Raw genomic sequence first — 16,652 nt, 5'->3', positions numbered from 1 at the left:
ACGCCAAATTTTCTTTTTTATGATTTGGCACTTTTATGACCACACCTGCAACATCCCTTGACCAAACTTTCCCCGTCATCATCACCTGTGCTGATGGGCTAGAAGCCCCCTTACTCACCGAATTGACCAGTTTTGGTATTACCAGTCAAATTGAGCAAATGGGACGAATTTCTGCCAATCTCAGCCTTGCCCAAATTTATCAAGTATGCCTATGGTCACGAGTGGCTTCTCGTGTACTACTGCCACTGGGTAAGAAAAATATCAATGCGGAATACGACATTGCCGAGCAGTTATACGGTTTTGCCAAAACCATCAAATGGACGCAGTTGTTTACCCTTGAACAAACCTTTGCCATTCGCCTTACCCTTGACAAGCGAGTGCAAGCGAACCAACAATTTGCCATGCTTCGTGTTAAAGATGCGATTGCCGACCAATTTAACGAACAGTTTGGCAGTCGCCCCAATGTCGATAAAAACCCAGATTTTGCCATCATTGCCACCGTCAGCGACAAACAAGCCTTTTTATACCTCGACCTCTCTGGCACAAGCCTACACCGCCGTGGCTACCGTGTGGCGATGACCGATGCCCCACTTAAAGAAAACCTCGCTGCCGCCTTACTGTACTCGCTAGATTTTCACCGCAACGCTTATGACACCATCGTTGACCCCATGTGTGGCTCTGGCACGCTCGTCATTGAGGCGTTGCTGATGTCGGCAGATTATGCCGTGGGACTGGATAAAGCCGAGCGAGATTTTGGCTTTTATGCGTGGCAACACCACGATAAGCCACTGTGGCAAAGCATGGTCAAAGACGCTCAAGACCGCTTCCACCAACGCTTAGAGCAAATGATTAATGGTGATATGCCAAATGTATTTGCCTTTGACATGGACGCAGGGGCGATTAAAGCCACCCATAAAAATCTGATGGCTTCTGGCTTAACCCCCATTATCAACCGCATTACCCTACAGCAACGCTCACTTGCTACGCTGAACATGGCAATCGAAAAGCAAGTCAACGGTTGGCAACGTCCGCTATTTATCACCAATCCGCCGTATGGCGAGCGATTGGGCGAGGAAGTGCTAATTCGCCCCATGTATCAAGGCTTTGGCAAAAAACTACAACACCTATTTGCCCACTCACCAGCCACTGTGACGCTTGGGGTACTGGCAGGTAAAGTCGAAGAAGCCGACACCTTGCCCCTCAATGACCCCAAAACCTTACGCTGTCACAATGGGGCGTTAACCGTGTATTTCCGCTACGGTGAACTACTAAAAACCAAAGAACAAAACTTAATCAGCCTATTTGAAAAACGTGAAATCGTGGTCGAAGAAGGGCAAGATTTTGTCAATCGCCTGCAAAAAAATCTTGCCAATCTTAAAAAATTGGCAAATAAACAACAAGTTACCAATTTACGCATTTATGATGCGGACTTGCCAGATTTTAAAGTCGCTGTCGATATTTATGGGCAATTTGTCCATGTCCAAGAGTACGCTGCCCCAAAATCCATCCCACCAGAAACCGCCAAAAAACGCTTTAACCTTGCGTTGCACGGTATCCGTGAGGTGTTAAATGTCAACCGTGAGCAAGTCTTTATCAAAACTCGTGCCAAACAATCAGGTAATGAACAATACGAAAAAAAGGCTTCTTCGGGTAAATTTCACATTGTCAGCGAGCCGACTGCCAATCACCAACGTGCGTATTTTTTGGTGAATTTTAGCGATTATTTGGACACAGGGCTGTTTCTTGACCACCGCTCAATGCGAAAAATCATTGGGGAAAATAGCCGTGGCAAAAACGTATTGAACCTATTTGCTTATACCTGTACCGCCAGTGTTCATGCAGGGTTGGGCGGAGCAAAGTCGGTGACTTCGGTGGATTTATCACAAAATTACCTCGACTGGGGCAAAAAGAACTTTGCGTTAAATGGCTTGCCAGATTTGCCCAATTATCAGTTTATTGCCCAAGATATTTTTGAATGGATTAAAGACAATACGGAACAATACGATGTGATTTTTATTGACCCACCGACCTTTTCTAATTCCAAAAAATTTCACGGCACATTTGATGTCCAACGTGACCATGTAGCACTGATTAACCGTGCGATGAACCGCTTGACGGCGGAAGGTGTGTTGTACTTTTCTAATAACTTTACCAAGTTCGCACTCGATGAATCGATAAAAGAGCGTTATGTTGTCGAAGAATTAACCAACCAAACCATTGGCTTCGATTATGACCTTAAAAAGCCCATTCATCAGTCTTGGGCGATTCGGCAACAACAAGCCGCTAAAAAAACGGTAAAATAGAGGGAGAATAGCAACTATAGTTGTTTAAACTAGAAATAAGACATTGTTGTAGGGATATATTGCATACGCCCAAAATGTTGAAGTCTGATTTCTGATTTAATTCACTATAATATTAATTAAAGGGGAACTTGATGAAACTTGTCGAAGCATTACAACAAAGCCACAGCCAACTTAGACGAATTGCTGATGATTTATTGATAGCAAGTGATACTCACTATCAATCGTTGTATTTTGAGCAATTATGGCAACAATTCTTCGTGCATGAGCGTGCCGAAGAATATGTGGTCTTTCGAGTAATGAATGATAAACTCATTGAAAATAATCAGTTTACCGAGCAAGCCTTAGACTTTGCAGTCAATGAACATCATTATTTTGAAAATTTTGTCGAAAATATCGTGATGATGCCAAAAGATAATGAAGAACGCCCCAAACTCATTCGAGAATTAATTAGTCAGCTAGAAAGCCACATGCAACACGAGGAAGCCTATATTTTCCCACGCTTTCGAGAACAAATCAGCGATGAGAAAAACCAAGAATTGGTGGATATGTATATTCAAAAATGCCGTGAATTTAATCGTGGCTATACCCATGATAGTCCTGTCAAACTTGAATCAGCCGTGGCTGGTTAATCAAGTCAAATTATAGGGGCGTATTCAATATTGATGGGGATATAGCCCCTTCTTTTATCAAGAAGGGGCTGGGGATATTTCAATAAAACATCAAGGTTTACCCTTACCTACCACCGCACTTTCTACCACCGAATCTAACACATACAAACGCCCATACCCCATGGTGTCTTTGGGTGGTGTGCGATAGCGTTGTACTCGGATGATTTGGCGTAAAGCGGGGTCATGTCGATAGCCATCAATCGTTTCATGTAATAATTGCCACTCGCCTGCCCCAGTTTTGATGCCTTGGCTATCATAACGAACTTCACGCACTTGTAAGCACCGCTTACCTGTCACAGCGTCACAAGGCTGGTCAAGGGGATTGACCTCCAAAAACAGCGTTTCGCCTTTGCCGTATTGGGTTTGTGGTTTGAGTTTGCCTTGCCATGTCAACGTGCTATTGTCTGCGGTGGTTTGCACCAATATAGCAGATTGCGTGTTTGATGCTTGCCAAACAAACTTGCTATTGCCTGTCATTTTTTGGCGAAGCGTGTTTTCTGCACTATCGAGTTTGCCACAGCCCATTAAAGTGGAAATTACCATACCTTTGCTAATCGCCATACCTGATTGATAATTCACAGTTTTTGATATAGCATTACAGCCAACACTATAGCTCATACCCAAATTACCCTCGGCATTTTGTTGGGTTTGTTTAAAATCAAGCGTAACCTTGGCTTTATCTTTCGCAATGCCATAAGTGCTCAAGTCCAACGCTTGAATCACCTTTCCTGCATTGTCTTTTGCCTCGACCAATTGCCACTGATAATTTTGTAAATCAGTCGCAGTGGGGATTTGCTGAGAGAGTGGGGTTGTTGGTTTTGATGGATTGGTTGACATAGGCTGAGTTTGGCAAGCGGTCAATGTCATTATAGTGGCGATACTGGTCATCATCAGGAAAGGTTTCATAGAATGGCTCTTTATAAAAGGTTTAAACGCATTAAACACATAATCAAAACTTCATTGTTTGATAAGATAATCTTTTATTACCAAATTGTGTTGCGTATTTTTGTAATATTTTCTTACACAGTTTTTCTAACCACTTCTAACCATCCTAAACTTCTCAATAAAAACCCATCCAACCTAGCAAGTCCCACGTAAGATTTTTTACAAACCAATGCTAATTTGTTTAGCAAACATTGATTATAATAAGTTGTTTACCAAATAAACATTTTATTGTTGCAAATGATTATTATTTTCAATTATGATAGCCGTTTTGCAACCCCCTCGCTTGTACCTGTAGACTGAGTTTTAGGCTTTTATATGACTTCCACCCAAAAAAAATGGTTAAAACGTTCGCTGATTGCCCTGTTCGTATTAGGCTGTATCGCCCTTGCTTATTGGTATCTCAAGCCCAAGCCCAAACAGCCCGACTATATCACTGCCACAGTCGAAAAAAGCAGTATCGAAAATAGCGTGATGGCGACAGGTAAAGTCGAGGGCTTAAATCAGGTCGATGTGGGGGCTCAAGTATCTGGCGAAGTCACCAAGCTGTATGTTGACGTGGGACAAACGGTGAAAAAAGGCGACCCCATCGCCCAAATTGACCCACTCACCATGAAAAATACGCTAACCACCCAACAAGCCAATTTACAGCAAAGTGTCGCAAGCCTTGAAAGCACCAAGGCAAACTATGCCACTCGCCAAGCATCATTGGCAACTGCCCAAGCCGAACTCAAAAGCAAACTGGCAAGCCTACAACAAGCCCAAAAAGAATACCAACGATTGGCTTCATTGATGTCCATGAATGCGGTGTCAAAACAAGAGCTAGAACAAGCCCAAACAGCGGTCAAAAATGCCGAAGCCAGCGTGGAATCCGCCCAGTCCGCCATCAAAACTGCCAAAGCCAATCTCGTGGCAGGTGAAGCTGACATTGCCAACGCCCAAGCCGACATCAAAAAATCCCAAACTCAAGTCAGCACCGCCCAACAAAACCTTGGCTACACCCAAATTGTCGCCCCCATGTCTGGCACAGTCATCTCCATCACCACCAAACAAGGGCAAACCGTCAACGCCAACCAAACTGCCCCCACCATCGTGACCTTGGCGGACTTGAGCAATGTGCGTATCAAAGCCAAAATCTCTGAAGCCGATGTGATTAACCTCAAAGCAGGTATGCCTGTGTATTTTAACATCATCGGTAATCCTGATAAAAAATTCAACGCCACCCTCACTGCCATTGAGCCTGCCCCAGAAGGCACGACTGCTGAAAGCAAATCATCTAGCAGTGATTCGGCGGTGTATTATATGGGCTATTTTGACGTACCCAACCCAGACGGACAGCTACGCATTAACATGACCGCCCAAGTATATATCGTGCAGAATAAAGCTGAAAACGTGCTAAACGTCCCTGCCGCTGCCATCAAAACCGACCCCAAAATCGGTAGCTATGTGCAAGTGCTAAAAGCCGACAATACCACAGCAAAACAAGCGGTAAAAACTGGCGTGACCAATCGCATTAATACCCAAATTATTAGTGGGCTAAATCAAGGTGATAAAGTAGTCATCAGCGAAGCCTCGGACAATGCCAATAAAAGCAAAAGTAACAAACCCCCAATGATGTAATTTGAGAAAACGTATCAATGCTAAATCCCAATACCGTCAAAAAACCCATCATTGAAGTCAAGGGCTTAATCCGAGAATTTCCTGCTGGGGAAGAAAAAATACGGGTCCTCCACGGCGTTGACCTTACCATTTATCAAGGCGAAATGGTCGCCATCATTGGACAATCAGGCTCTGGCAAATCCACGCTGATGAACATTTTGGGCTGTCTTGACCAAGCCACCGCAGGCAGTTACCACATCTATGGCAAAGCCGTTGACCAATTCAGTGCCGATGAACTCGCCCAACTTCGCCGAGAGCATTTTGGCTTTATTTTTCAACGCTATCATTTATTGGGCGATATCAACGCCCAAGACAATGTTGCCGTACCTGCCGTGTATGCAGGCATGCCCGCAAGCCAACGTGAACAGCGAGCCACCCAACTACTGACCGATTTGGGTTTGGGTGAAAAAACCCAAAACCGCCCCAGTCAACTATCTGGCGGTCAACAACAACGTGTGTCGATTGCACGAGCCTTGATGAATGGCGGTGATATCATCCTTGCCGATGAGCCGACTGGGGCGTTAGACAGCCAATCGGGCAAAGATGTCCTTGCCATTTTGCGTAACCTCAACGCCCAAGGGCATACCATCATCATGGTTACGCATGACCCCAATATCGCCAAACAAGCCCAACGAGTCATTGAAATCAAAGACGGCTATATTCTCAAAGATTACTACACGGACGCTGTCGAACCTAGCAATGCCAATGATTTTGACAATGTTAAAAACGCCACCCTACCCAGCACTGACAACCAAAACAGCCTTAATGAAAATCACCAAAGCCAAAAAAACAACCTGCAAATCACGCCCACTCAAAAACCCAACGGTCAAAAAGTAGGATTATCCGCATTTTTTGACCGTCTGGGTGAAGCCTTTAAAATGTCGATTTTGGCAATGAAAGCCCACAAAATGCGAACGCTACTGACCATGCTAGGTATTATTATCGGCATTGCCTCTGTGGTATCGGTGGTCGGCTTGGGGCAAGGCTCACAACAAAAAATCCTATCGGACATCAGCTCATTAGGCACAAATACCCTCACCGTGCGAGATGGCTATAAATTTGGCGACCCTCGCAGACGTTATCACGATGACAACCTCACCGATGACGATGCCGAAGCGGTCGCCCAACAGCCCTACGTCCAAAGCGTCAGCCCTGTGGTCGGCACAAGCGTCACCGCTCGCTACCGTCAAACCGAAACCTCCGTCAATATCAGTGGCGTGGGCAAAGACTACCTAAGCGTCACAGGCGAAAAAATCAACCAAGGGCAAATGTTTGACAATAACAGCGTCAAAGCCCTTACTCAAGACGTGATTATTGATGACAATGCCAAAAAAACCTTTTTTGCAGACATTGCCAACCCTATCGGACAGGTTATTTTAGTCGGTAACGTACCTGCACGAGTGGTCGGCGTGCTTGAACCCTCCAAAAAAGCCTTTGGTCCAAGCTCTGACACGCCCACCCTATATATGCCCTACTCGACCGTCATGCGAAGAATGCTTGGCACAAGCCATGTGGATAGCTTTGTGGTATTGTTAAAAGATACCATTTCTAGCAGTGCCGCCGAGCAAGCCGTGACCGACCTCATCCAGCAACGCCACGGTACAGATGATTTTCGCATCCAAAACCTTGATTCCATCCGCCAAACCATCGAATCCACCACAGGCACGATGACGTTATTGGTATCATCAATCGCCATTATTTCGTTAATTGTGGGTGGCATTGGCGTGATGAACATCATGCTGGTATCCGTCACTGAACGCACCAGTGAAATCGGTGTACGGATGGCAGTCGGTGCAAGACAAAGCGACATCATGCAACAATTTTTGATTGAGGCGATTTTGGTCTGTATCTTGGGGGGTATCTTGGGGGTAAGCTTGGCGTTCGCCATTGGCTCATTAATCAACCACTTTGCCCAAGGTAACTTTCAAGTGGTCTTCTCCACCACCGCCATCATCACAGCGGTACTTTGCTCGACCTTAATTGGGGTGATTTTTGGTTTTGTCCCTGCCAAAAATGCCGCCAAACTCAACCCTGTCGATGCGTTAAGTGGTGGCGAATAAACAACGTCTTAACGCATTAGACCGCTTTCTAAAGTACTAAGCGGGTGGGCTAGCAAAGTGTTACCCACGAAATATCATGTTAAAAATGAGGGTTAAATATAACTTGCATGGTTTTTTACAAGTTTTTCGCATTATTTTCAAAATAATTAAAAATAATGCTTGCAAAGGATTTTTTTATACGTATAATATGCACTCACTTAACGGCAACACTGTTAAGAAAAGTCGTTTAAAGCATTGATATTGTAAGAATTAACAGCACAATATTTGCTTAACACTTAGGAATTTCTATTTAAAGAAATTACTTCGCGAACCTAAAATTGCAGTGCAATTTTTTCACGGTTCTCAGGATCGTTAGCTCAGTTGGTAGAGCAGTGGACTTTTAATCCATTGGTCCCGCGTTCGAGTCGCGGACGATCCACCATTTTCTACCCCATCAATGAATTTTGATGGGGTTTTTTATTGCCTAAATTATTATAATAACCGTAAAACCGAATAATAGACCTCTTTCCAAACCACCAAGCGTGGGTTAGCAAAGCGTTACCCACGATATATTGTGTTAAAAATTAGGTATGGAAAGAGCTTTAATATGGAATGACAAAATGATGGTCACAGATTTGGCAGTTTGGGGAAATAATTTACGCTTAGGCGTTGAGGTCATTGGCACGGTGGCATTTGCCATGTCAGGGATTTTTGCAGGCTTACAAAAACGGATGGATGTATTCGGCATTGCGGTGTTGGGATTTTTGTCAGCATTCGGTGGCGGTACATTGCGAGATATTTTATTGGATAAGCGACCATTTTTTTGGGTGCAAAATGAGCTAATTTTATGGTTGGTGTTTGGGTTGTGTGGTTTGGCAGTGTTTATCAATGGTGTTAGACGTTATCGCATTACCGATGGTGCGATACAATTTGCCGATGCGTTGGGGCTTGGGCTATTTGTCGCCTCTGGTGTACAAGCTTCGTTACTCGCCCAAATGCCGATGGCAGTGGCGGTGATTATGGGGATTATCACTGGGGTGTTTGGTGGTGTGATGCGTGATATCGCTTGCAATGAGATGCCGACCGTGTTTTTTGACTATCGTCCTTATGCGATGTGTGCGTTGGTGGGCGGTTGGGTGTATGCGTTGTTGGCAGTGTATACTTCGCTTGTGCCGTGGTTGGTGTTGGTTATCAGTGCCACTACCACCACAGGCTTACGCTTGATGGCGATGTGGTTTGATTATCATTTACCTGGTTGGCGACAAAAAGCGGATTGATGGTTTTGGTAAATTATACCAAACCCAAAAGTTAAAGTCGTAGGGGCGTAATGCTTACGCCCAATTTGAAATTTTAAACATCGGGCTTATGCAATAAGCCCCTACAATATAATATTTATTGGATTTGGTATTAAATCATTCCCCCTATCCTAAAAAACAAGCATAAAAAAACCAAGTCAAATGACTTGGCTTTTTGTTATCAATAGCGACTAACGATTATTTTTGGTATGGGTAGCTTGGTGTGGTGCTTAGTACATAACCTGTTGCACCACCTGCGGCAGCCCCAATCGCAGCAGCTTTACCGATATCTTCACGGTTGCCATCAGATTTTGCCAATGCACCAATCGCAGCCCCTGCAATGGCAGTATTCATGGCGGCACGAGCTGAACCTGATTGAGCGGTTGTGCCATAACCTGTATTGGTGGCACAGCCTGTCATGGCGATGGCAGAACTGGCGACTAAACCAACGATGGCAATATTTTTTAGTGATTTCATGGGGTTTTCCTCATGGCATGGTGAAATAAATTGGATAAATCGGTGATTCATTGAAATATAAATTGCTAAATCAGTGAAATTTAGCTGTATGATAGAGCAATTTATTTGCCAATTTGTTGGGAAAAACAGGCGTTTCTTTGAGTTTTTTGTAAAGAATTTTGCTGTTTTTAATCTATACCGAATTTAGCATCATTAAAAACTCATCTTCCGTCACCACTTTCACCCCCAATTTTTCGGCATTGGCAAGTTTACTCCCTGCTTTCTCGCCTGCCAACAATGCCGTGGTTTTGGCAGACACACTGCCCGACACTTTCGCCCCTAACGCCTGCAACTTGGCTTTGGCTTCATCACGCCCCATACTGGTCAGCGTGCCTGTAATCACCCAACTTTGACCTTTGAGCGGTTGATTGCCGACTGGCTCATTACTCACCTTTTCCCACACGATGCCTGCAGTTATCAAGCGGTTGATGACTTCCAAATTGTGTTCAGCTCGGAAAAACTCATAAATCGACTGGGCGGTAATTTCACCGACATCAGGGGTTTGTTGCAACTGCTCGATACTGGCGTTCATCAGTTCTGGCAAATCGCCAAATTGGGTCGCCAAATTCAAAGCGGTACTCTCGCCCACCCCACGAATCCCCAACGCAAAAATAAATCTTGGCAAGGTGGTATTTTTACTGTTTTCAATGGCAGTCAGCATATTTTCGACCGACTTTTCACCCAACTTTTCTAGGGTCAAAAGCTTATCACGGTGATTTTTTAAATCGTAAATATCGGCAACCGTTTTGACAATGCCATGCTCAAAAAAGCTAATCAGCCAACGCTCGCCCAGTCCATCAATATCCATCGCCTTACGACTGACAAAGTGAATCAACGCCTCTTGTTGTTGGGCAGGGCAAAACAGCCCGCCTGTACAACGTGCCAACGCCTCACCCTCAGGCAAAATCACTGCCGAATCACACACAGGGCAATGCGTGGGTAAACGGACGGTTTCGGTATCGCTAGGGCGTTCCTCAAGCCACACACGAGTGACTTTGGGAATCACATCCCCTGCCCGATGCACGCTGACCATATCGTCCACACGGATATCAAGGCGGTGAATCTCACCAATGTTGTGCAAAGTCACATTGCTGACGGTCACACCACCAACATTGACAGGCTCAAGCTTGCCGACAGGGGTAAGTTGCCCTGTACGTCCGACTTGCCATTCGATAGCGTTGAGGCGTGTCATCACGGTTTCGGCAGGGAATTTATAGGCGGTCGCCCAACGTGGCTCACGGCTCAAAAAGCCAAGCTGACTTTGTAGGCTTAAATCATTGACTTTTACCACAATGCCATCAATGTCAAAGGCTAAATTAGGGCGTTTTTCGATGACCGATAAATAATAATCTTGCAACGCATTTGGGGTATCGACCAATGCAATATCGCTAATGGTAAAGCCCAAACTTTGTAGCCAATACAAGGTGTCGGACTGGGTTGTGATATCATTTGGCAAGCCCTGCACCACCGAATACGCATAAAATGCCAATGGGCGATTTTTGGCGATATTAGGGTCAAGCTGACGTAAGCTACCTGCGGCGGCGTTCCTTGGATTGGCAAAAGTTTTTTCGCCCTTGGCTTCGGCTTCACGGTTGAGTTTGGCAAAGCCCGCTCTTGGCATGAGTACCTCACCTCGCACTTCAAGGCGTGGGATATCCACCGCTAAGGTAAGGGGTAAATTGCGAATGGTTTTGACATTTTGGGTGATGTCCTCGCCCGTCTGCCCATCGCCTCGTGTCACGCCTTGCACCAATTTGCCATGCTCATAAATCAGCGATACAGCCAAACCGTCAAGCTTTAACTCAATTTCATATTGCGGATGTTGCTGACTGTCGGCAAGGCGGTCATTAACCCTTCGCATAAAGTTTTGCAAGTCTTCAAAATTAAATAAGTTGCCCAATGACAGCATGGGAATGGCGTGGGTAACTTGTCCAAAAGACGGCAAGGGTTTATCACCAACGCTACCTGTTGGACTATCGGATTGTATAAGGTCAGGATGTTGGTTTTCTAATTCGACCAATGTTAACCGAAGTTGGTCGTATTCGCTGTCCTCAAGGGTGGGATTGTCAAGGACATAGTAGGCGTGATTGTGGGCTTTGAGTTGGCTGATTAAGCCACGCATTTGGGTGATAATTGGATTTGTCATAGTAGGTCTTTTGATAAGGTAGAATTTGATAGCAAAATGGTAAAAGGTTTGAGGGTTTTACACAAGCGTAAACATAAAAAAAACGACAATGGCTGTCGTTTCTTTCGCAGGCAATCATGGGTTATTTACCAAAATCCACGGCAATTTCACGCATCATTTGGGCGTTTTCTTTATTAATTAACTCGCCTGTTTCATCATACACACTGGCATTCAAATCATGGGCTAATAATCCAGCAATGCTCATCATACTGTCAAAGCCTTGAACTGCCTTGGGATGCGGTAACGATAAAAATAACACCAAGCCTTTTAGGTATTGCATGGGTAATTTATTCAAATCAAACGGTAAAATCCCATCTTCCGTAATCATCATCATGCTAAACCACAAAAGTCCAGTTCCATCCTTGTTTTCGTAGCGATGGAACATATTCATCGCACCAAATTTGATGCCATATTTATCAAATAAATTTAATAAATCACGCCCACCAATTCGCCCAAACTGCTCATTGGGGAAGATACTGATATTAATATTCTGCACGGCATTATTAAGTGGGTTATTTTGTTCTTGGTCAATTTGGGCTTGGATATGCGTATCCAAAATCGGACTAGTCAGTTCAAGTGTTTCTGCTTTTACTTGACTCTCATCAAAGGCATGCACCACAGGTCTAATGGTTTCGGTCGCATTTGCCAATAAACTAAACGCATCATCATGCTCGACCGTTGCCACAGGTGCTGGATTTTCTTGGGCAGGGGCTGAAACGTGCGTAGATTTAGTAATAACACTTTGGCTATCTAGTAGCTGTTGGTCAATGAGTAGCTCTGTATTGTCAGCACTTAGCACCACGTCTGCGGATGCGTTGTCCAATACCACTTCGTCCTGTCGCTTCAACGTTTCAACCACTGCTGGACGTTGGTGGCGAGGTAAAATCGGCAAACCATCTTTATCATGCTCGATGGCTTCTGTATTTAATGATACGACTTGCTTGGCTTTTAATGCCTTGCTAATCATATATATACCCCAAACAATCGCTATTACCGCCATTATCATCAAAATAAGTTGAGTAAATGTCACAGACATAATCACTACCTTGTTATTAATTTCACTATTTTTAGGTTTATCGCTATTGCCATTAATATTTTGCTAAATATACTAGCATGAGTTACTGTTTTGAGCTACCAAAAACCAACTTTTGATGCAATTTAACTGGCTTTTAATTGGCTTGCAAATAATCTGCGACTTCGCTCATATCCACACTCACTAGCTTTGAAATCCCTGCGATTGGCATTGTCACGCCTTTGAGTTCATCAGCGATTTGCATCGACAGCTTATTATGGCTGATAAAAATAAACTGCACGTCTTTGGCAAGCTGTTCAATCAAGCGAGTAAAACGCTCGACATTGGCATCATCCAGTGGTGCATCGACTTCATCAAGCACACAAAATGGGGCAGGTTGCTGTTTAAAAATCGCAAACACAAGGCTCAATGCGGTCAAGGTTTTTTCACCGCCTGACAGCAAGGCAAGACGGCTATTCTTTTTACCTTTCGGCTGTGCCATCAATTCAAGCCCAGACTGCCAGCCATCCGCTCCATCTTCGCTCAAAATCAACTCAGCTTTACCACCGCCAAACACTTGGGTAAATAGTCGATTAAGCTCCAAATTAACATCAGCAAGCATGCCCAAAAACAACGCCTTGGTTTGACTATCAATCTGCTTGATGGCTTGTTGTAGCTTGTCGATACTGGCGGTCAAGTCGCTGATTTGCTCAGCTAACGGCTCAAGTCGGCTATTGACTTCGGTCAGTTCTGCCATTGCGGTGTGATTAACTGCCCCTAGCTGTTGGATTTGGCTTTTTAATTGATTAATTTGGTTTTGTAGGGTCTTACGCTCAGTTTTGCCAAGTAAGGATAATGTTTGGCTGTTATCGGCATTTTCAGCCGTTTCAGTTTTATCTGTCAAATGCTCAAAGTTTGGCAATGCCCATTCTCGTTCACCAAATTGCTCGACAATCAAGCCCAAGGTTTGTTTTGCCAATGCCAAAGCGGTGTCGGTGGTATGGCATTGTTGTTGTAAATTGGCAAAACTCGCCTGCTCGGCATGAAACGCCTGTTGGATATGGCTAAAATGTTGTTCTAATTCTGCCAGTTTCTCGGCTAATTGCTGTAACGTCTGATTGGCGGTCGCTAAATTTTCGGCTTGTTCATTGACGTGTTGCTGTAAGATTGGCAATTGTTCGGTTTGCTGATGGATTTTTTGCTGAAGTTCGCTGTGTTCGGCTTGGATTCTCGCTTGGTCTTGTTCGGCTTTGGCAAGTTGTTGTTCACTGACAGTGATTTGCAGTTGCCCTGTGGCAAGCTGTTGGTTTAGCCCTTGTTGTTGTTGCTCTAGGGTTCGTTGCTGAGTGGTAAGGGTTTGTAACTGCTCATCAAGCTGTTGGCGTGTTTCGATTTTTTGGTGCAAAATTGGCTTTAAAGTCGCTAATTCTTCGCCCAAGTCACTGACTTTTTGTTGCTCTTGGCTGATATTGTTGCTTAGGCTATTTTTTTCTTTAGTTAGCCGAATTTCGTCTGTATCAAGGCGTTGCTTATCGTTTTGTAATTTATCAAAGGCGGACTGGTAACGGTGTTCACGTTGGATTTTTGCCGTGGCGAGGCTTTGCTTTTGCCCCATTAATTGCGTCAATTCTTGGCGTGCGGTACGGTCTTGGGCTTGCCATTCTTCAAGACTGACAGTCGCCTGTTGCAACGCCATGCTGACACGTTCAAGTTGCGGTTTTTGTTTATCAATCAAATTTTGCAATTCATCAATGCGGGTTTGATGTTGGATTTTTTGGCTTAAACCCAGTGTGGGCGTGGTTTGATTTTTTTTATCACTATGTAAATCTGCTATCAACGCAGATAGATTGATGACTAGCGTTTGATGGAGCAAATATAAGATTTCTTCCGCTTTTACCAATAACCAATCTTCGGCTAATTGGGGCTGAATTTGGGCAAAAAATGCTTCAAATTCTGCATGGCTCACCTCACCATTATACAGCCAAATCCGTTCAAAAATCGCAACACTAGGGCTTTGAATTAAATCGGAAAATTTTAGCCAATTTGCTACATCAATCAGCTTAGTGGAAGGACTTTGATTTTGCGAAAATTGTTTTTGGGAAAACAACGTCACCGCTTGATTAAATTGATTAAAATTAAGGTTGGCATTGGTTAAATCATTGTCAAAAACCGCCCAATTTGCCATCAATGCCAACACGCTATCCAATGTTTCAACGTGGGTTTTACCTTGCTCGGTTAGCGTCAACGTGTGTGCTAACAGCGGTAACGTTGGCGAATTGTCGTTGGCATTCTTTTGGTTTTTTGCCAATGTTTGCTTGGCTTGTTGTTCTTGTTCATTTAAGCGGTCGAGCAGATTTTGCAAGGTTTGCTGTTCGGTTTGCCATGTGTGGCGTTGTTGCTCAAGTTGGCGATGCTGACGAGTTAGGCTCTCGACCTCGTCCGCTTGGTCGGCTAGCTCTTCTTGGCGTGCGATAATGCGATTTTCTAGGCGTTCGATAGTATCGGTGAGTTTTGCTAGTTGGCTGTCACTAGCTTCATCACTACCGTCACCTGAACCCACATCAAAATCGGCAAATTCGCTATCAAATTGAGCTTTGGCGGTTTGCCATGTTTGCAAGGCATGGGCGTGTTCTTGCTCACGTTTTTTCAGTCGTTGTTGGTTGCTATCGTGGTGCTTTAAGCCATTTTCAGCCACCGCCAGTTGTTTTTCAAGGTCTTGTTTTTGTTGGTTTAATTTCACCAACTCACTTGCCACATCTTGACGTTGGTTTTTTAGCTCGTGTTGCTCATCTCGCAAGCGATTGATTTGCTCAGTTAACACAGATAATTGTTGGGGTAAGTTGACAATTTTTTGTTGGGCTTGCTGTTTTTGCTCAGTTAATTGCTGTTGATAGTCGGCAAAACGGCTAATTTCAGCGGTCAACACCGTCAAGCGTTGGTTATCATTTTCCAGTTGCTTGTCGGCTTGGGTGACAAGGCTTTGGGCTTCATGGTGCTGTTGCCAGTGTTGTCCTGCGAGGTTTTGCTGATGTTGATAGGCAAGTTGTTGCTCGCTGATATGGCGTTGGGCGGTCTGTTGCTCGCTCATTAACTGGTTAATTTCGGTTTTTTTAGCAGTCACTTGTTGGCTAATTTTACCAAATTCTTGCTGTAACTGCTGTTGTTTTTGCCACGCCTGCCCATAATCATCGATTAACAATTGCTGGCTGGCATTATCCATTTCGGTTTGCCATGTTTGGGCAAGCTTTGCGGTTTTGGCTTGGCTTTCAAGGCGTTTTTGTTGCACTGCCAATTCGCTTGCCATGTCGTGCAAACGTGCCAAATTATCTTCGGCAGTGGTGAGTTGTTTTTGGGTTTCTTCACGGCGACTTTGGTAGCGTGACACCCCAGAGGCTTCTTCGATAAACTCACGCAGTTGCAAGGCATTGGCATCAATAATCCGCCCAATCATGCCCTGCTCAATCACCGCATACGACCTCGCCCCCAAGCCTGTGCCAAGAAAAATATCCACCACATCACGTCTACGCACCTTTGTGCCGTTGATAAAATAATCGGATTTGCCGTCCTTGCTCATCTGACGGCGGACGGATAGCTCGTGATACAGGTTGAGGGGGTGATGAATACCGCCTTTGCCATCTTCGTCACCTTGGGTATGTTCAAAAACAAGTTCAACACTGGCAAGGCTTTTGGCAGGTTTGTCCTGTGTGCCTGCAAAAATCACGTCACTCATCGCACCGCCACGCAGTTGTTTGGCAGACGACTCGCCCAATACCCAACGAATCGCATCAATGACGTTGGATTTGCCACAGCCATTAGGCCCAACAATGGCAGTGATGTTCTTGGGAAAGTGAAAGGTGGATGGGTTGGCGAAGGATTTAAAGCCAGCGAGTTTGAGTTGTTTTAACCGCATTTTTGATGTTTTAAATGAATAAAAAAGGCGGTTATTTTAGCAAAAATTTAGCGTTTATTCATTACAATGTTTACCGATAAATAACTTGATATGACTTGTGTAATGCCAAATTTATTGCATAAT

10 protein-coding genes and 1 tRNA gene are annotated in these 16,652 nt (G+C 44.4%); 6 read left to right on the top strand and 5 right to left on the bottom strand.

Annotated elements, in window-relative coordinates; genetic code table 11:
* Positions 1-35 precede the first annotated feature (35 nt).
* Both rlmKL and ACK1U4_RS02220 read left to right on the top strand, forming a co-directional pair.
* A complete protein-coding gene (gene rlmKL, locus ACK1U4_RS02225) occupies positions 36-2,303 on the top strand; it encodes a bifunctional 23S rRNA (guanine(2069)-N(7))-methyltransferase RlmK/23S rRNA (guanine(2445)-N(2))-methyltransferase RlmL (RefSeq protein ID WP_419400869.1) in 2,268 nt (755 codons plus the stop codon).
* Positions 2,304-2,434: 131 nt separating this feature from the next.
* Complete coding sequence (locus tag ACK1U4_RS02220) at positions 2,435-2,932, top strand: hemerythrin domain-containing protein (protein ID WP_419400868.1); 498 nt, start codon at positions 2,435-2,437, stop codon at positions 2,930-2,932.
* 90 nt (positions 2,933-3,022) lie between these two features.
* Here ACK1U4_RS02220 and ACK1U4_RS02215 read toward each other — a convergent pair whose 3' ends face one another.
* A complete protein-coding gene (locus ACK1U4_RS02215; RefSeq protein ID WP_419400867.1) occupies positions 3,023-3,877 on the bottom strand; it encodes a DUF4377 domain-containing protein in 855 nt (284 codons plus the stop codon).
* Between the two features lie 354 nt (positions 3,878-4,231).
* Between ACK1U4_RS02215 and ACK1U4_RS02210 the strand changes: the two genes are divergently transcribed.
* The 4 genes from ACK1U4_RS02210 (at position 4,232) to ACK1U4_RS02195 (ending at position 8,888) form a co-directional block, all read left to right on the top strand.
* Complete coding sequence (locus tag ACK1U4_RS02210) at positions 4,232-5,533, top strand: efflux RND transporter periplasmic adaptor subunit (protein WP_419400866.1); 1,302 nt, start codon at positions 4,232-4,234, stop codon at positions 5,531-5,533.
* A 17-nt stretch (positions 5,534-5,550) separates the two neighbouring features.
* Positions 5,551-7,632: a MacB family efflux pump subunit gene (locus ACK1U4_RS02205; protein ID WP_419400865.1), complete on the top strand. Its 2,082-nt coding sequence runs from the start codon at positions 5,551-5,553 to the stop codon at positions 7,630-7,632.
* A gap of 345 nt (positions 7,633-7,977) precedes the next feature.
* Positions 7,978-8,053, top strand: a tRNA-Lys gene (locus tag ACK1U4_RS02200).
* Positions 8,054-8,231: 178 nt separating this feature from the next.
* A complete protein-coding gene (locus ACK1U4_RS02195; RefSeq protein ID WP_419400864.1) occupies positions 8,232-8,888 on the top strand; it encodes a trimeric intracellular cation channel family protein in 657 nt (218 codons plus the stop codon).
* 216 nt (positions 8,889-9,104) lie between these two features.
* Here the strand turns inward: ACK1U4_RS02195 and ACK1U4_RS02190 are convergent, their stop codons facing one another.
* The 4 genes from ACK1U4_RS02190 to ACK1U4_RS02175 form a co-directional block, all read right to left on the bottom strand.
* A complete protein-coding gene (locus tag ACK1U4_RS02190; RefSeq protein WP_419400863.1) occupies positions 9,105-9,383 on the bottom strand; it encodes a hypothetical protein in 279 nt (92 codons plus the stop codon).
* A gap of 172 nt (positions 9,384-9,555) precedes the next feature.
* On the bottom strand, positions 9,556-11,568 hold the full coding sequence (ligA, locus tag ACK1U4_RS02185; protein WP_419400862.1) for an NAD-dependent DNA ligase LigA: 2,013 nt from the start codon (positions 11,566-11,568) through the stop codon (positions 9,556-9,558).
* Positions 11,569-11,689: 121 nt separating this feature from the next.
* Entirely contained in the window at positions 11,690-12,643 is a 954-nt protein-coding gene (locus tag ACK1U4_RS02180; protein WP_419400861.1) for a cell division protein ZipA C-terminal FtsZ-binding domain-containing protein, read from the bottom strand.
* Between the two features lie 133 nt (positions 12,644-12,776).
* Complete coding sequence (locus ACK1U4_RS02175; RefSeq protein ID WP_419400860.1) at positions 12,777-16,529, bottom strand: AAA family ATPase; 3,753 nt, start codon at positions 16,527-16,529, stop codon at positions 12,777-12,779.
* Positions 16,530-16,652 lie beyond the last annotated feature (123 nt).

This window comes from Moraxella sp. TY6, from assembly GCF_048551375.1.
Taxonomy (GTDB): domain Bacteria; phylum Pseudomonadota; class Gammaproteobacteria; order Pseudomonadales; family Moraxellaceae; genus Faucicola.
The sequence above is the reverse complement of the archived record's forward strand: the minus strand, read 5'-3'. Positions and strand labels throughout refer to the sequence as shown.